Here is a 16,469-nt window from a genome sequence, read left to right on the forward strand (position 1 = left end):
GTCGTGACATCGACGGGGGCGGACGCGGCAGCGCGTTCGCCCCCGTTCGTTTTTGCCGCACTGGCTTCTGGCCCGCGGGTTTGCCCGGCCCGTGCGTCTTGTCGTATCACGGCGCTCGCGGCGGATGACTGCCGGACGCTTATCTTCCTGCCTGTGACGGAGCGACCATGCCCAGACGCCTCCTGCTTGCTCTCTGCGCGCTCGGCGCCGCCGGCCTTGCGGTGTTCTGGTGGTTGACCCAGCCGTCCACGATCGCGCTCGCAGCGACGACGAGGGCGCCCGACCTCGCCAACGGCCAGGAGATGTTCAACATCGGCGGCTGCGCCTCCTGCCATCAGGTGCCGAACCAGCCGGATCGCTTGAAGCTCGGTGGCGGCCTGCCGCTGACGTCGCCGTTCGGCACCTTCTATGCGCCCAACATCTCGCCCGACCCCAATGACGGGATCGGGCGCTGGACCGAGGCGCAGTTCGTCAATGCGGTGGTCAAGGGTGTCTCGCCCGGCGGCAGTCACTATTACCCGGCGTTTCCCTATACCTCCTACGCCGGCGCCAAGGTCGACGACGTCCGCGATCTGTTCGCCTACATGAAGACGCTGCCGCCGGTGGCCGGCAAGTCGCGCGACCACGACATGCCGTTTCCTTTCAACATTCGCCGCACGCTCGGTATTTGGAAACTTCTGTTCTTCGACGACAAGCCGTTCGTGACGAACGCCTCGCGCTCGGCGGAATGGAATCGCGGCGCCTATCTGGTCAACACGTTCGGCCATTGCGCCGAATGCCACAGCCCGCGCAACCCTCTCGGCGGCATCGTTTCGGCACAGCGCCTCGCTGGCGGCCCCGATCCGGAGGGGCAGGGCTTCGTGCCGAACATCACCCAGAAGGGCCTGTCGGACTGGAGCGAGAGCGACATCAGCTATTTCCTCGAGACCGGGCAATTGCCCGACGGGGACAGCGCCGGAGGGTCGATGGCGCGGGTGATCCGCAATACGTCGCAGCTGACGCCCGAGGATCGCAAGGCGATGGCGGTCTATCTGAAATCCTTGCCGCCGGTCGAAGGCCCGCCGAAGCCGAAGAAGCCGGCGGGCTGACGAGACGAGCGTTTCCTTCGAACCGGTTGTTTCCGTCTCGGGATCCCGCCATCCCCACCGCCGTCATGCTCCGCGAAAGCGGGGCATCCAGTACTCCGCGGCAGAAGAGATTGACCGAGGTGTCACGGCGTACTGGATCGTCCGCTTTCGCGGACGATGACAGCGAGAGCTAAATGACCAACGTGCCAGGACTCCGGAAACCGTCTTCTAGATCGGCTTGAAGGTGCCGTCGCTCTGAATCACGGTCAGCGAGACAGGCGGCGGGTTCTCCTTGCGCGCATTGCCAAAGCTGACGACGAGGCCGCCGATGTCGAACTGGCCGACCTCGTTGATGATCCGCAGCAGCTCGGCCCGCGTCGGGTTGGGCCCGGTCATCGCCAGAGCGCGCGCCACCAGGCGGCCGGTGATGTAGCCCTCGAGGCCGATGAAGTCGGGCGTCTGGCTCGGATCGAGCGTCTTCATGGCCGCCTGATAGTCGGCGACGATGCGGCGATCCGTGTCCCACGGGAACGGCACCACCTCGGAGACGATGACGCCACGCCCTTCCGAGCCGAGCTCCTTGGCGAGCGCATTGCCGCCGACGAAGGACACCGCCGAGAAGGTCGGACTGAAGCCTGAGCGATGCGCCATCTTGATGAACTCCGCGCACGGGCCGTAGGTGCCGACCAGGATCACGGCCTCCGGCTCGGCGCGGCGGATCACCTTCAGCGCCGCACCGACGGCGCGCGTGTTGCGCTCGAACGTGCCCTCGGCGGCGAGCTCCAGCCCGCGCCGGTCGAGATGGGTCTTGACCCCGGCCAGCACGTCGCGGCCGAACGCGTCGTCCTGATAGAAGATGGCGATGCGGGTGAGACGCAGCTCCTCGGTGAGATGCTTGATCGAGGCTTCCGCCTCGGCCGCGTAGCTCGCGCGGATGTTGACGATGTTCTGGAATTCCGGCGCGCGCAGGAATTCGGCGCCGGACACCGGCCCGATGAAGGGCACGTCGTTCGAGGCTGCGATCGGCGCGGTGGCCATCGCGGTCGGAGTGCCGACGGCGCCGATCAGCGCGAACACCTTGTCCTCGTAGATCAGCTTGATGGTCTCGACCACGGAGCGGTCGGGGTCGTAGCCGTCATTTCGGCTCGCCAGCTTGAGCCGGCGGCCATAGACGCCGCCCTTGGCATTGAGCTCGCTGAACGCGGCCAGCAGGCCCTGGCGCGCGGCCTGGCCCAACGCTGCCGACGGGCCCTCCAGGGCTGCCACCTGGCCGAACAGGATCGAGTCGTTGGTCACGCCGAGCTCGTCGGCGCGGGCAGACCCGACCAGGAGCAGGCCCGCAACCAGGATGAGAACGATGGAGTTCCGGAAACTTGAGAACCAGTTCATTTGCGATCTTCGATTCACGCGTACGCCTGACGAGAAATCAGCCTACGCGCGTTGAATGAAGACCTCGCTAAAGACGTAGCTCGCGCTTGATCGCGTTTTGGGTGGCCCTGAAAAGCCAGTCGTTAACCAAGCCTCGGTTTCTGGTACTCCACAACTGATCATCTTTGACCGTCCTTAACTTAGCCGGCCGAGCATCGGTGCTCGTGTCGTGAGGGGCAGCCGTTTGGCGGGGGCCATATTGCAGGTTGAAGAGTACAGCGCACCGACGCTGCAGGAACATGATGGTGCTCGCATCGGTGGCGGGCGCGAGAGACTGCGCGCGTCGCTATCGCGATACCGCCTCTATCGTCCTGCGATCATCGCCGCATGCGTCGGCGTGGTGCTGTCGATTGCCGGAACGGTCGCCGTCGGCCGCTGGGAGAACCGGCTGGCGCGGACCGATTTCGAAGGTGTGGCCGAGGCGCAGGCGATCCTGGTCCAGAACGGCGTCAACGAATATGTCAGCCGGCTGACGGCGCTGCGCACCCGCTTCGAATCCGCCAACGACGACATCACGCGGAGCGAATACCAGACGTTCAGCACGCGCCTGTTCGAGGCGCATCGCGGCATGCTGCGTCTGGCCTGGCTGCCGCGGATCAAGCGCAAGGAGCGCGGCGAGTACGAAGCGGCCGCGATCACCGACGGCGTTCCCGCCTTCCGCATCAAGTCCTATCCGGACGGCACGGTGGCGCCGGAGAGCGACGAGTACTATCCGGTCTACTTCTCGACCGAGGCAAAGACCTCGCCGGTCTACGGCCTGGATTACTGGAGCATCCCCGATCATCGCGCCGTGCTGGAGCAGTCGCGCGACTACGACATGATCGGCGCGCTGCGGACCCGCCAGAACCTGATCAATCAGAACGAGCGCAACAACGCCGTGATGATCGGCATCCCCGTCTATGCCAAGGGCACGTCGCGCACCACCGTCGCCGACCGCCGCCGCAATCTCTCCGGCTTCATCGTCGGCGTTTTCGACCTGCCGATGCTGCTGCAGTCGGTGCGTGCGAACAATCCGAACAGCCCGGCGCTGCAGATCAACCTGCTGCCGCCGGAGCGCGTGATCAATGCTTCCGGCGTCGATCCGCAGCGCTGGCCCGCCGACCCCAACATCTGGTCGACCACCCTGCGCATCGGCGATGCCGACTGGGTGTTCCAGGCCGCGCCCGCCGGCGGCGGCCTGATGGCGACGCATAATCGCGCGCTGGCGCTGTACGCCGCGGGCATCGCGACGACGATCTTCCTCGCCGTCTATCTCGCTCTGTCGAGCCGCAACGCCCAGCAGCTCGCGCTCGCGAACCGCCGCGTGCTGGAGCTGGCGCAGACCGATGCGCTGACCGGGCTCGCGAACCGCGCCTTCTTCCTCGAGGAGATGGAGCGCATCAACGACGACAAGAACGGCCGCTTCACCGTCTTCCTGCTCGACCTCGACCGCTTCAAGAACGTCAACGACTCGCTCGGCCATGGCGCCGGCGACGAGCTGCTGATGCAGGTCGCGCAGCGGCTGCGCTCGCAGTTGCGCGACGAGGACGTGCTGGCGCGGCTCGGCGGCGACGAGTTCGCCCTGATCCAGGCCGGCTCCAGCGATCAGCGCGCCGCCGCGATCGAGCTGGCGCAGCGCATCACCAAGCTGATCGCCGAGCCGTTCCAGATCGGCGGCCAGCGCGTCGAGATCGGCACCAGCATCGGCATCTCGCTCGCGCCCCAGCACGGCCGTGACCAGGAGCATCTGCTCAAGAAGGCCGACCTTGCGCTCTACCGTTCGAAATCCGCCGGCCGCAGCTGCTACACGATGTACGACGATGCGATGTCGGCCGAGCTCGAGGCCCGCAACACGCTGGAAGGCGACCTCCGCGACGCCATCGCGCAGTGCCAGTTCGAGGTTCACTACCAGCCGTTCTACGATGCCGAGACGCGCGAGCGCCGCGGCGTCGAGGCGCTGGTGCGCTGGCGTCATCCGGTCAAGGGGCTGGTGCCGCCGGACAAGTTCATCCCGCTGGCGGAATCGACCGGCCTGATCGTGCCGCTCGGCGAGTGGATCATCGGGCGCGTGTGTGACGACGCGACGGCGTGGCCCGACGACGTCAAGGTCGCGGTCAACCTGTCGCCCGTGCAGTTCAAGCAGTCGGAGCTGTTCGACGTCATTCAGTCGGCGCTCGCGAGGTCCGGCCTCGATCCGAAGCGGCTCGAGATCGAGATCACCGAGTCGGTGCTGCTGGAGCGTGCGGCAGAGAACGAGAGCTTCATCGACCGGCTCAAGGGCCTTGGAATCTCGCTGGCGCTGGACGATTTCGGCACCGGCTACTCGTCGCTGCGCTCGCTGACCGCGTTCCCGTTCAACAAGATCAAGATCGACAAGTCCTTCGTCGCCAATCTGAGCGTGCGCGACGAAAGCGCCGCCGTGATCTCGTCGGTGGTGACGCTGGCGCGCGGGCTGGGGATTCAGATCACGGCCGAAGGCGTCGAGACCGAGGAGCAGCTGGCGCAGTTGCGCGCGCTCGGAGTCAACTTCGCACAGGGCTATCTGCTGGGCCGGCCGATGCCGGTCGAGCAGCTGGAGCAGCATCTGGACATCGCGCGGGCGTCGGATGAGACGGACGAGCCGGCGCCGCAGGAAGAAGGCACCCACGAGACCGATGCACGCTCGGCCGCGGTGGTCGCGCTCATTCCCCGGTCCGGGGCGCTGCTATCCCTCGCATCCAACGGCTGAGCGGCGAGGCGGCGTCCGCCTCGGCGGCGGCCGACAGCTGCGGCAGGCCGAGCATCGCCGCCTCGCGCGCGGCGCTCGGCGTGATGCCATAGGCCGCCTTGAACAGCCGCGTGAAATGCGCATCCGTGCCGAGCTGCCAGCGCCGCGCCACCTCGCTGACGCGCAAGCCGCGCGATCCGCTTCCCGCGAGATCGAAGAAGGCGCGGTGCAGGCGGCGGCTGCGGATGTAGTCGGCGATGCCGCCGATCGGTGCGAACAGCCGATACAGCGATGCCCGTGACAGGCCGAAATGCAGCGCGACGGCGTCGGCGCTGAGCTCGGGGCTGGACAGCTGCGATTCGATGTATTGCCGGATGCGGAGCAGCGAGGCATCCGCCGTCACGCTGCGATCGGCATCGCGGCGCTCGAGCTCGCCGCGCAGGCACGCCGAGATCAGCGAGATCGTCCCGTCGACGACGGCCTGGCACTCATCGAAGCTCATCCGCGGTGCGCAATCGAGCAGTGCGCCGAAATGCCGCGCCAGCAGCGGCGCCAAGGCCCCGCCGCGCGGCAGCACCAGCCCGTGCAGATCATCGACCTGCAGCAGGCGGGAATCGAACATCGGCCGCGGCACCACCATGGTGACGTTCTCGAACGGCGTGGCACGCGTCTCGAGTGTCTGGGCCAGATCGAGCACGCAGAGATCGCCGGCTTCGACCCGGATCGGGCGCTGGCCGGCAACGCCCTCATAGCCGCCGCTTACATAGAGCTGCAGGATGATGTGATCGACGCCGCTGCGCGCGATGGTCTCGGCCGATCGCCGGAAGCGCTGGCCGCTGGCCCGGGCCGATCCGAGCAGGACGGAGCCAAGCGCATAGGACAGGACATCCGCCCTGAAGGGGGCGGCCTCGCCGGCGGCGAGGTCATCGACGTCGAAGAACGTCGAGGTGGCCTCGCGCCAGGCGACGATATTGGTCTCGGTGTCCATCTGCTCGGCTGAGAAGCCGTAACTCGGCAGCAGGGACGAAACGGCTTTCATCTCACTCTTCACACGACGTCGCAGACTGTCTTGAGCTTTCGTCTCAACTTCTTGATCGATCGTATCCGGCCACTCGCCCGCATTGACCTCCCGCACCCCGCACCGGTTATAGGGGGCCTATCGCCAAGTTGCCCAGAAGGAAAGCCGGGCCGTTCGATGGTCCCCCCGATTGCCCCTCGCGATCGAAAGGCTCGGCTTTCCGAACTGCCGAAGCACTTGGCCCGAAAAATTCGGCCGGAGAGGGGACCACCCGCTCACCGTCTTTCATGACGAAACCATGCTTGTGCCATTTTCAAAGACCTCGGCGCTCGTCGGCAACGACGGGCGCCTTTGTCTATCGGCGAGGTCCAAAGGTCTCGCGACGATCCTTGCGGGAGCTGCCTGTCGTCAGGTGGCGCCGAAGGCCTTGAAGGTGATGATGGTGTGGGTGTCCTGGATGCCCGGCAGCACCTGGACCTTCTCGTTCACGAAGTGGCCGATGTCGGTGGCGTTATCGACGTAGAACTTCACCAGCAGATCGTAATTGCCGGCCGTGGAATAGATCTCGGACGCGATCTCGGCCTCTGCCAGCGCATTGGCGACCGTGTAGGACTGGCCGAGCTTGCACTTGATCTGGACGAAGAAGGGAACCATTGCGGACGGTCTCCAGAGGACGTTCCAAGCCTCAATATAGCGTTTTCGGACGAAGTCGAGACGCATTTCAGGGGACCCGGCCTGCTTGCCGGGCGTGTCGACGCCGCGCTAGGAAAGGCTATGAGCACGCCTGTCGCACTCACCATCGCCGGCTCGGACTCCTCGGGGGGAGCCGGCATTCAGGCCGACCTGAAGACCTTCGCGGCGCTGTCCGTCTATGGCGCCTCGGTGCTGACGGCGCTGACCGCCCAGAACACCACGGGCGTGACCGGGGTGCACCTGGTGCCGCCCGATTTCGTCGCGGCGCAGATCGACGCCGTCTTCGCCGATCTTACCGTCGGCGCGGTCAAGATCGGCATGGTGGCTCAGGCGCCGATCGCCGGGGCCATCAGCGACAGCCTGGGGCGCTGGCGGCCTGCTCACATCGTGCTCGATCCGGTGATGGTGGCGACCTCCGGGGCGCGGCTGTTGCCGGAGGACGCGATCGAGGCGTTGCGCAGCCGGCTGATCCCGCAGGCCTCGCTGATCACGCCGAACCTGCCGGAGGCGGCCGCGCTGCTCGGCGAGCCGATCGCCGATACGGACGAGGCCATCGCCGCGCAGGGGCGCCGGCTGCTGGCGCTCGGCTGTCCGGCCGTGCTGATCAAGGGCGGTCACGGGCAGGGGGCCGAGAGCACCGATTACCTGATCACCTCAGGAACCAGCATCGCGCTGTCAGCGCCGCGCGTCGCCACCAGGAATACGCACGGCACCGGCTGCTCGCTGTCATCGGCGGTGGCTGCGGGGCTTGCGAAGGGCGAGGAGCTGGAGACTGCCGTGCGCAATGCCAAGGCCTTCATTTCCGGCGCAATCGCCGCCGCCGACCGCTTCACGGTCGGTCACGGTCACGGCCCGGTGCATCATCTGCATCGGTTTTATTGACGTGGTGGTTCATGCGTCCGGTCCGGCCGCGCAAGCTTTTCCACTCAGGAGGACCTCGATGATGCGGCATGCCCTGATCCTGATGATGCTGGCTATGGTCGGAGTGCTCTCCACGCCGGTCCGGGCGGAGCGGGCCTATTCGGCGGAGGAAGAACGCAACAGGCAGATCGTTCTCGACTTCTATGAGCAGGGCCTCAACCGCAAGGACTTCGTGGCGGCCTCGAAATATCTCGGCACCTACATTCAGCACAATCCGAGCGCCGAGGACGGTCCGGAAGGATTCCGCAAGTTCATCGAATTCCTGAAGGCCAAGTATCCGCAATCCCGCAGCGAGATCACGAAGGTCCTGGTCGACGGCGACTTCGTCATTCTGCGTGTGCATGCGATCCGCGAGCCAGGCACCCGCGGCAGCGCGATCGTCGATATCTTCCGTCTGAAGGACGGCAAGATCGAGGAGCACTGGGATTCCGTACAGCCGATCCCCGAGCAGTCGGCCAACACCAACGGCATGTTCTGACCCGCAAGCGGAGCAGATCCCGCCGCTCACTTCTGCTGAGCGGCCTCGATCTCGCGTCGATGCCCGTTCATCACGCGCGATCGATATTCGCCCGGGGACTCGCCGAACCAGCGGTTGGAGGCGCGGAAGAACGTGCTCTGGTCGGCATAGCCGAGCAGATAGCCGATGTCGGTGAGCGTCATGCGAGAATCGGCGAGGTGGCGCTGCGCCAGCTCGCGCCTGACATCCTCGACGAGGTCGCTGAAGGAAATGCCTTCGTCGGCGAGCCTGCGCTGGAAAGTGCGATCGCTCAAGCCGAGCTCGGCCGCGATTGCCGAGCGCAGCGGGCTGCCGTCGGGCAGCAGCTTGGCGATCGCCGTGCGTGCCCGATGGGCCGTGTCGGTCTTGACGAGACGCTCCAGCGCCTCGTCGGCGATGCGGTCATGGATAGCGGCGAGCTCGGGCGCCGACGTGGTCAGCTTGCACGCGAGATCCTGCTCCGCGATGAGAAAGCCGTTGAACGGCGCGTCGAATTCGAGCGGCGACTGGAACGCCTTGTTGTAGGACGCGATCGACAGCGGCACCGCGTGTGAGAAGCGCGTGGAGAGCGGCGTCAGCCGCCGGTCCAGCATCCAGCGGCACAGATTGAGCAGATTGACCACGCCGTAATCATAGCGCTGGCGCGGAATCGGACACTCGCCACCATAGACGTCGGTGCGTACCCAGCGGCCCCCATCGCCGGGTTCGAGCGTGATGGTCACCGCGTCGCTGACAAGACACATATAGCGGATGAGACGGGTCAGTCCGGCGAGAAGCGTGGGGCTCGACATCATGGCGTAGCCCGCGACGCCGTAATTGTCAGGCCGCGGCGCATCGAGCTTCGCAAGGCCGATGTCCGGATTGCCCGAGCGCTCGGCCGCCAGCACCCATAATCGGCTCAGCGCCTCGGTCGGCCAGCGGCGATCGCAATCGTCGAGATCCTCAATCGCAAGTCCGACCTCGGCAAACAGCGCGGCCGCATCGAGGCCTTGCTCGGTCAGCGTGGTCGCGACTCCGCGCATCCAGGACGACGATGTGGTTCGGATCTGCTGAGCCATCCCCTTGGCCTTCTGGAGCCAGTGCTTTGGCGTCCTCGGATCATTGTGCAGGTGCACATGAGACTGCATAGCATCTGGGATTGGCGATCGCGATACGAAATTCGTCGTGGCGACCGCGTCCCCTCAAGGCCCAGGAGACAATCATGCCCGTCCTGAAAACCAACGATGGCACAGAGATTTACTACAAGGACTGGGGCTCCGGTCAGCCGATCGTGTTCAGCCATGGCTGGCCGTTGTCGTCGGATGATTGGGATGCGCAGATGATGTTCTTCCTCGATCGCGGCTATCGCGTCATCGCCCATGACCGCCGCGGCCATGGCCGCTCGGCGCAGGTCCCTGATGGTCATGACATGGACCACTATGCCGACGATCTCGCGGCGCTGACCGCGCATCTCGACCTGAAGAATGCCGTGCATGTCGGCCATTCCACCGGCGGCGGCGAGGTCGTGCACTATCTCGCACGTCACGGCGAGAGCCGCGCCGCGAAGGCCGCGATCATCGCCGCGGTGCCGCCCTTGATGGTGCAGACCGCGGCCAATCCGGGCGGCCTGCCGAAATCGGTGTTCGACGACTTCCAGACCCAGGTTGCAACCCGTCGCGCGGAATTCTACCGCGACGTCGCGGCCGGGCCGTTCTATGGCTTCAACAAGCCCGGCGCCAAGCCGTCCGAGGCCGTGATCCAGAACTGGTGGCGGCAGGGCATGATGGGCAGCGCCAAGGCGCACTACGACGGCGTCGTCGCGTTCTCGCAGACCGACTTCACCGAAGACCTCAAGAAGATCACCTTGCCGGTGCTGGTGATGCATAGCGAGGACGATCAGATCGTTCCCTACGCGGATTCCGCGCCACTGTCGGCCAAGCTGCTCAAGAACGGCACGCTCAAGACCTACAAGGGTTTTCCGCACGGCATGCCGACCACCGAAGCCGCGACCATCAACGCCGACCTGCTGGCCTTCATCAAGAGCTGATCAGAGGAGGCTGGCATGACTTGGGGAATCCCGACGACTCTGTTTCTTCAGATCCACGTGGTGCTGAGCCTGATCGGAATCGCGACCGGGCTCGTCATGCTCGCCGGCATGCTGGCAGCCCGCCATCTGGCGGTCTGGGCGGCGCTGTTCCTGGTCACGACCTTTCTCACGGGCGTGACCGGGTTTCCGCTGCCGCCATTCGGTCTCGACCCGCCGCGGATCATCGGCATCATCCTGCTGGCGCTGCTGACCGCGGCCGCTGCCGCGCTCTACGTGTTCGCGCTGTCGGGGTGGTGGCGACGGGTCTACGTCGTCGCTGCGCTGCTCTCGCTCTATCTCAACGTCTTCGTTGCGGTCGTGCAGTCGTTCCAGAAGATCGGCGTGCTCAACGCGCTCGCGCCCACGCAGAGCGAACTCCCGTTCGCGGTTGCTCAGCTCGTCACGCTCGCTCTGTTCATCGCGCTCGGAATTTTCTCGTGGCGGCGTTTCACGCCCGGTGCGGCTGCGCCGCGCGCATCGCTCGCCTGACTCATCTCGTTTTCAAGGAGACCCTCATGTCCAAGCTCGAAATGCTCACCCCGCAGAACTGCGCGGTGGCGCTGATCGACTACCAGCCGGCGATGTATCAGGGCGTGCAGTCGCACGACCGCCTCGGCGTCTTCAACAACATCCAGATCGTCGCCAAGGCGGCCAAGCTGTTCAAGCTCCCGACGGTGCTCACCACCGTCGCCAAGGATTCGTTCTCCGGTCCCTTCATGCCGGAGGTCACCGAGCTGTTTCCCAATCACGACATCGTCGACCGCACGGCGATGAACTCCTGGCTCGATGCCGGCTTCCGCAAGCAGGTTGCCGCGACCGGACGCAAGAAGTTCATCATCGCGGGACTGTGGACCGAGGCCTGCGTGCTGTTCCCGACGCTCGACATGCTGCGCGAGGGGTACGAGATCTACATTCCGGCCGATGCCTGCGGCGATCTGTCGCTGGAGGCGCATAACCGGGCGATGGATCGTGCGGTGCAGGCCGGCGCCGTGCCGATCACCTCGTGCCAGTTCGCCTTCGAACTGCAGCAGGACTGGGCACGGGCCGAGACCTATGACGGCATGATGGAGATCCTGAAGGCCCATTCCCCGTACGGCATCCAGATCCGCTTCTCGAAATGGGCGCTCGGCGAGCACGCTTCCGAGGGCGGTCCCAAGGCGGCCTGAGGCACGTCATGAAGCTCTATCTGTTCTCGCTCGGGGCAGGGTTGCTGGTCGGCGTCATCTACAGCCTGCTGCAGGTGCGCTCGCCGGCGCCGCCGCTGGTGGCGCTCGTCGGCCTGCTCGGCATCCTCGTTGGAGAGCAGGTGGTCCCCGTGGGCAGGCAGCTCCTCGACGGCACCACGCTTGCTGCCGCGTGGCAGAAGGCGGCCTGCGCCACGCACATCTTCGGCCTGCTGCCCGGCCATCATGGCCGGGCGGAGACGACGACCTCTGCTGCGCAAGACGAGAAGGCCTCATGAGCGATCTTCCCGACCTCATCCTGCATCGCGGCCTGTTCACGACGCTCGACCGCTCCAATCCGCAGGCGAATGCGGTGGCGATCAAGGACGGCGTGTTCACGGCCGTCGGCCATGAGCCGGACGTGATGAAGCTCGCCGGCCCGAATACCAAGCTGATCGACCTCAAGGGCCGGCGCGTGCTGCCGGGCCTGATCGACAATCACCTCCACATCATTCGCGGCGGGCTCAACTTCAACATGGAGCTGCGCTGGGACGGCGTGCGCTCGCTGGCGGATGCGATGGCGATGCTGAAGGCGCAGGTCGCGATCACGCCGCCGCCGCAATGGGTGCGCGTGGTCGGCGGCTTCACCGAGCATCAGTTCGCCGAGAAGCGGTTGCCGACCATCGACGAGCTCAATGCGGTGGCGCCGGATACGCCGGTGTTCCTGCTGCACCTCTACGACCGCGCCATCCTGAACGGGGCCGCCTTGCGCGCCGTCGGCTACGACAAGGACACGCCACAGCCGCCGGGCGGCGAGATCGTGCGTGACGCCCAGGGAAATCCGACCGGCCTGCTGCTCGCCAGGCCGAATGCCGCCATTCTCTATGCGACGCTCGCCAAAGGCCCAAAGCTGCCGTTCGATTATCAGCTCAACTCGACGCGCCACTTCATGCGCGAGCTGAACCGGCTCGGCGTCATCGGCGCGATCGATGCCGGCGGCGGCTTCCAGAATTATCCCGACGATTATGCCGTGATCCAGAAGCTGTCCGATGACGGCCAGCTCACGATCCGGCTCGCCTACAATCTGTTCACGCAGAAGCCGAAGGGCGAGAAGGACGATTTCCTGCGCTGGACGCAGAGCTCGTCCTACAAGCAGGGCAACGACTATTTCCGGCACAACGGCGCCGGCGAGATGCTGGTGTTCTCCGCCGCCGACTTCGAGGATTTTCGTGTGCCGCGGCCGGACATGCCGGCCGAAATGGAAGGCGAGCTTGAGGAGGTCGTACGCATCCTGGTGCAGAACAAATGGCCGTGGCGGCTGCACGCGACCTATGACGAGACCATCTCGCGCGCGCTCGACGTGTTCGAGACGGTCAATCAGGACATGCCGCTCGACGGCATCAACTGGTTCTTCGACCACGCCGAGACGATCTCGGACCAGTCAATCGACCGCATCGCCGCACTCGGCGGCGGCATCGCCGTACAGCACCGCATGGCCTATCAGGGCGAGTACTTCGTCGAGCGCTACGGTTTTGGCGCCGCAGAGGCGACGCCGCCGGTGAAGAAGATCCTGGGCAAGGGCGTCAAGGTCTCCGCCGGCACCGACGCGACGCGGGTCGCGTCCTACAATCCCTGGGTCTCGCTGTCGTGGCTCGTGACGGGGCGCACGGTCGGCGGCCTGCGGCTGTATCCGCAACGCAACTGCCTCGATCGCGAGACGGCGCTGCGGATGTGGACCGAGAACGTCACCTGGTTCTCCAATGAGGAGGGCAAAAAGGGCCGCATCGAAGTCGGCCAGTTCGCCGACCTGATCGTGCCGGACCGCGACTTCTTCACCTGCGCGGAAGCCGAGATCGCCGATATCACGAGCCACCTGACGATGGTCGGCGGCCGTGTGGTCTACGCAGCGTCCGACTTCAAGACGCTCGACGACGCCGCGCCGCCGCCTGCGATGCCGGACTGGTCGCCGGTGCGCCGCTTCGGCGGCTACGGCGCGTGGCTCGCGAAGGATGAGACCGGCGCGGTGCGTGCCCAGGCGATGCAGATGTGCGGCTGCGCCAACTCCTGCGGCGTGCACGGCCACGATCACGCACGCTCCTGGTCGAGCCAGTTGCCGGTCGCCGACCTCAAGAGCTTCTGGGGCGCGCTCGGCTGCGCCTGCTGGGCGGTGTGATGGCCACAATCCCGGACACGCCGCGGCCGGTTGCGGCGGTGCTCGCCTGGCCGTGGCTCTGGCCGGCGGCGCGGCTCGCGCTCGTCTCTGCCTATCTGATCGGCGGCGTCCAGAAACTCGCGGACTTCCCCGGCGCCATCGCCGAGCAGGCCCATTTCGGCCTGCAGCCGGCGGCGCTGTGGGCGGTCGCTGCGATCGCCGTCGAACTGATCGGCTCGCTGCTCGTCGTGGCCAACCGGTTGGTCTGGCTCGGCGCCGGCGGGCTCGGCGTGCTCACTTTTGTCGCCATGCTCACCGCCAACGACTTCTGGCACATGCAGGGCCATGACCGCTTCATGGCGCTCAACGCCTTCTTCGAGCATCTCGGACTGATCGCCGGTCTCGTGCTCGTCTCCGTCATGTCCTGGCGCGCGCGCCGCGCCTGATCCGCGTCTCCTGTCTGAGGTTGTCATGTCCCGTCATCTGCTCGGCGCACTCGTCGCTACCACGCTGCTCGCCGCTCCCGCGCTCGCCAAGGGCACCGCGCCGCTGGTCGGCGTCGGCGCGCAATACGATACGACGCATGTCTATGTCGCGCCCGACGACGTCGACAAGTTCGTGACGAGCTTCCTCGCCACCTTCGGCGGCCAGAGCACCAAGCAGGTGGTCGCCACGGTGACGCCGACGCCGAGCAGCACGACCTCGCAGCTGCTGCAGACGCCGGTCGGTACGGTGTCGCTGTTCGGCTTCAAGACTCCGATCCCATATCCGTTCGGCGCCGAGCGCACCGGCTATCTCGTCACCGACATGGACGCCGCCATCAAGGCGGCCAAAGCCGCCGGCGCCGATGTCGTGGTCGCGCCGTTTCCCGATCCGATCGGCCGGGATGCCGTGATCCAGTGGCCGGGCGGCGTCAACATGCAGCTCTACTGGCACACGACCAAGCCGTCTTATGCGGCGTTCGAGACGGCTCCGGAGAACCGCGTCTATGTCTCGGCCGATCGCGCCGAAGCGTTCACGCGCGCCTTCCTGCGCTTTGCGAAAGGCAAGGTCGTCTCCGACGAGGCCAGGGCGCCCGGCGTCGAGATCGGCCGCCCCAATGATCGTTACCGGCGCATCCGCATCGAGTCGGTGTTCGGCCGCATGACCGTGCTCGTCACCGACGGCCATCTGCCATATCCGTTCGGCCGCGAGATGACCGGCTACGAGGTCGCCGATCTCAAAGCCACGCTCGACAAGGCCAAGGGCGCGGGCGCGACCGTGCTGGTCGAGCCGTTTACGGCGGACAAGCGCGAGCAGGCGCTGGTGCAGTTTCCCGGCGGCTATGTCGCGGAAATCCACGCGCTGGTAAAGTAGCCCGATGGGGACACGCGTGCGGATGGGGCAGGCACTGACGAGGACGGCGGCCGCTGTTGCGATGATCGCAGCGTCGTGCGGCGTGGCCGACGCCGAAGACAGCCGTCCCGCCATCCGCACCAACCGCTGGCAGGAGGACTGGTCCGTTCTTGCCAACCCGGCGTTGCGCACGCAGGCGTTCGATCCGATCAAATACATCCCGCTGCAGGCCGGCGTGCCGCAGAGCTACGTCTCGTTCGGCATGACCCTGCGCGAGCGGTTCGAGAGCCTGGACGCGGCGAGCTTCGGCATCGGCGGCGCCAAGCCCGATCAGCACGTCCTGCAACGGCTGCAGATCCATGCCGACGCGCATTTCGACGAACACTGGCAGGCCTTCGTCCAGCTCGAAGACGCGAGAGCCTTCGGCAAGGCCAACATCACGTCGGTCGACCAGAACCCGCTCGATCTCCGGCTGGCTTTCCTCGCCTACGTCAATGCGACGGAGCAGGGCACGTTCAAGGCCCGTGTCGGCCGGCAGGATTTCGACTTCGACCTGCAGCGCTTCGTCTCCTCGCGCGACGGGCCGAACGTGCGCCAGTCCTTCGATGCGCTGTGGGGCGATTGGGAAAGCGGTCCCTGGCGCTTCATCGGCTTCGTCAGCCAGCCGGTGCAGTACAATCTGGTGCGGCCGTTCGACGATACGTCCAACGGCAAGTTCCTGTTCCACACCTTCCGCGTCGAACGCCAGGTGCTTGGCACCAACGAGCTGTCGGCGTATTATTCCTACTACCAGCGCGATAATGCCCGCTTTCTCGACGCCGCGGGTCTTGAGCAGCGCCACGTGCTGGACCTGCGCTTCGCCGGCAAGCTCGCCGGCTTCGATTGGGATCTCGAAGCGATGGGGCAGGCGGGCTCGGTCGGCGCCAAGCAGATCCGCGCCTGGGGTGCCGGCGCGCGCGTCGGCTACACCTTCGCCGACGTCGCCTGGCAGCCGCGCATCGGCCTCCAGCTCGACGGCGCCTCCGGCGACCGCCATCGCGGCGACGACAGGATCGAGACGTTCAATCCGCTGTTCCCGAACGGCTACTATTTCTCGCTCGCCGGCTTCACCGGCTACACCAACCTGATCCACCTCAAGCCCTCGCTGACGGTGAAGCCGACCGCGGCGCTGTCGTTTATGGCTGCGATCGGCCTGCAATGGCGCGCGACGACGGCGGACGCGATCTACGTCCAGCCCAACGTCGCCGTGGCTGGCACCGCCGGGCAGGGCAGTCTGTGGTCCGGCGCCTATGCGCAGCTGCGCGCCGACTATCGCTTCAATGCCAATCTCACCGGCGCGATCGAGGCCGTGCACTACGACATCGGCGATACGCTGCACCACGCCGGCGGCCACGACTCCGACTACATCGGCGTCGAGCTGAAATACGCGCTCTGATCAACGAAGG

General features: G+C 66.1%; 16 protein-coding genes. 12 read left to right on the top strand and 4 right to left on the bottom strand.

Annotated features, from left to right (window positions below; all coding sequences use genetic code 11):
- Nucleotides 1–167: 167 nt before the first annotated feature.
- Nucleotides 168–1,088, top strand: a complete 921-nt coding sequence (locus HL666_RS16900; RefSeq protein WP_172182546.1) for a c-type cytochrome — start codon at nucleotides 168–170, stop codon at nucleotides 1,086–1,088.
- Between the two features lie 207 nt (nucleotides 1,089–1,295).
- Here the strand turns inward: HL666_RS16900 and HL666_RS16905 are convergent, their stop codons facing one another.
- The gene (locus HL666_RS16905; RefSeq protein WP_172112762.1) at nucleotides 1,296–2,456 is read right to left on the bottom strand and encodes an ABC transporter substrate-binding protein; all 1,161 of its coding nucleotides are present in this window, start codon (nucleotides 2,454–2,456) and stop codon (nucleotides 1,296–1,298) included.
- Between the two features lie 238 nt (nucleotides 2,457–2,694).
- On the opposite strand from HL666_RS16905, the gene HL666_RS16910 reads away from it, so the two are divergent.
- Nucleotides 2,695–5,202 (top strand): bifunctional diguanylate cyclase/phosphodiesterase, encoded by a 2,508-nt coding sequence (locus HL666_RS16910; RefSeq protein WP_172112763.1) that lies wholly within the window; start codon nucleotides 2,695–2,697, stop codon nucleotides 5,200–5,202.
- Here HL666_RS16910 and HL666_RS16915 read toward each other — a convergent pair.
- Both HL666_RS16915 and HL666_RS16920 read right to left on the bottom strand, forming a co-directional pair.
- Complete coding sequence (locus HL666_RS16915) at nucleotides 5,156–6,220, bottom strand: helix-turn-helix domain-containing protein (RefSeq protein WP_172182548.1); 1,065 nt, start codon at nucleotides 6,218–6,220, stop codon at nucleotides 5,156–5,158. The two genes, HL666_RS16910 and HL666_RS16915, sit on opposite strands and share 47 nt — an antisense overlap.
- Before the next feature lie 387 nt (nucleotides 6,221–6,607).
- Nucleotides 6,608–6,853 (bottom strand): Lrp/AsnC ligand binding domain-containing protein, encoded by a 246-nt coding sequence (locus HL666_RS16920; protein WP_172112765.1) that lies wholly within the window; start codon nucleotides 6,851–6,853, stop codon nucleotides 6,608–6,610.
- A gap of 120 nt (nucleotides 6,854–6,973) precedes the next feature.
- Here HL666_RS16920 and thiD point away from each other — a divergent pair, with 120 nt between their 5' ends.
- Together thiD and HL666_RS16930 are read left to right on the top strand one after the other, a co-directional pair.
- The gene (gene thiD / locus HL666_RS16925) at nucleotides 6,974–7,774 is read left to right on the top strand and encodes a bifunctional hydroxymethylpyrimidine kinase/phosphomethylpyrimidine kinase (protein ID WP_172182550.1); all 801 of its coding nucleotides are present in this window, start codon (nucleotides 6,974–6,976) and stop codon (nucleotides 7,772–7,774) included.
- A 61-nt stretch (nucleotides 7,775–7,835) separates the two neighbouring features.
- A complete protein-coding gene (locus HL666_RS16930) occupies nucleotides 7,836–8,291 on the top strand; it encodes a nuclear transport factor 2 family protein (RefSeq protein WP_172182812.1) in 456 nt (151 codons plus the stop codon).
- Between the two features lie 26 nt (nucleotides 8,292–8,317).
- On the opposite strand, the gene HL666_RS16935 is transcribed toward HL666_RS16930, so the two are convergent.
- Nucleotides 8,318–9,367, bottom strand: coding sequence for an AraC family transcriptional regulator (locus HL666_RS16935; RefSeq protein WP_172182552.1), 1,050 nt, complete (start codon nucleotides 9,365–9,367; stop codon nucleotides 8,318–8,320).
- Nucleotides 9,368–9,510: 143 nt separating this feature from the next.
- On the opposite strand from HL666_RS16935, the gene HL666_RS16940 reads away from it, so the two are divergent.
- Genes HL666_RS16940 through HL666_RS16975 form a run of 8 tightly spaced genes read left to right on the top strand, consistent with a single transcriptional unit; the run spans nucleotide 9,511 to nucleotide 16,459 of the window.
- Nucleotides 9,511–10,335: an alpha/beta fold hydrolase gene (locus HL666_RS16940; RefSeq protein ID WP_172112768.1), complete on the top strand. Its 825-nt coding sequence runs from the start codon at nucleotides 9,511–9,513 to the stop codon at nucleotides 10,333–10,335.
- A gap of 15 nt (nucleotides 10,336–10,350) precedes the next feature.
- Nucleotides 10,351–10,863 carry a magnesium transporter CorA family protein gene (locus HL666_RS16945; protein WP_172133030.1) on the top strand — a complete coding sequence of 171 codons (513 nt, stop codon included), beginning with the start codon at nucleotides 10,351–10,353 and terminating at the stop codon, nucleotides 10,861–10,863.
- Nucleotides 10,864–10,889: 26 nt separating this feature from the next.
- On the top strand, nucleotides 10,890–11,540 hold the full coding sequence (locus HL666_RS16950) for a hydrolase (protein WP_172112770.1): 651 nt from the start codon (nucleotides 10,890–10,892) through the stop codon (nucleotides 11,538–11,540).
- Between the two features lie 8 nt (nucleotides 11,541–11,548).
- Entirely contained in the window at nucleotides 11,549–11,836 is a 288-nt protein-coding gene (locus HL666_RS16955) for a XapX domain-containing protein (protein ID WP_172112771.1), read from the top strand.
- The gene (locus HL666_RS16960; RefSeq protein WP_172182554.1) at nucleotides 11,833–13,710 is read left to right on the top strand and encodes an amidohydrolase; all 1,878 of its coding nucleotides are present in this window, start codon (nucleotides 11,833–11,835) and stop codon (nucleotides 13,708–13,710) included. Before HL666_RS16955 ends, HL666_RS16960 begins: the two co-directional genes overlap by 4 nt.
- The gene (locus tag HL666_RS16965; RefSeq protein ID WP_172182556.1) at nucleotides 13,710–14,135 is read left to right on the top strand and encodes a DoxX family protein; all 426 of its coding nucleotides are present in this window, start codon (nucleotides 13,710–13,712) and stop codon (nucleotides 14,133–14,135) included. Before HL666_RS16960 ends, HL666_RS16965 begins: the two co-directional genes overlap by 1 nt.
- A 25-nt stretch (nucleotides 14,136–14,160) precedes the next feature.
- Nucleotides 14,161–15,045 carry a glyoxalase gene (locus HL666_RS16970; RefSeq protein WP_172182558.1) on the top strand — a complete coding sequence of 295 codons (885 nt, stop codon included), beginning with the start codon at nucleotides 14,161–14,163 and terminating at the stop codon, nucleotides 15,043–15,045.
- 4 nt (nucleotides 15,046–15,049) lie between these two features.
- Complete coding sequence (locus tag HL666_RS16975) at nucleotides 15,050–16,459, top strand: alginate export family protein (RefSeq protein WP_172182560.1); 1,410 nt, start codon at nucleotides 15,050–15,052, stop codon at nucleotides 16,457–16,459.
- Nucleotides 16,460–16,469: the final 10 nt, after the last annotated feature.

The organism is Bradyrhizobium aeschynomenes (assembly GCF_013178945.1).
Lineage (GTDB): Bacteria > Pseudomonadota > Alphaproteobacteria > Rhizobiales > Xanthobacteraceae > Bradyrhizobium > Bradyrhizobium aeschynomenes.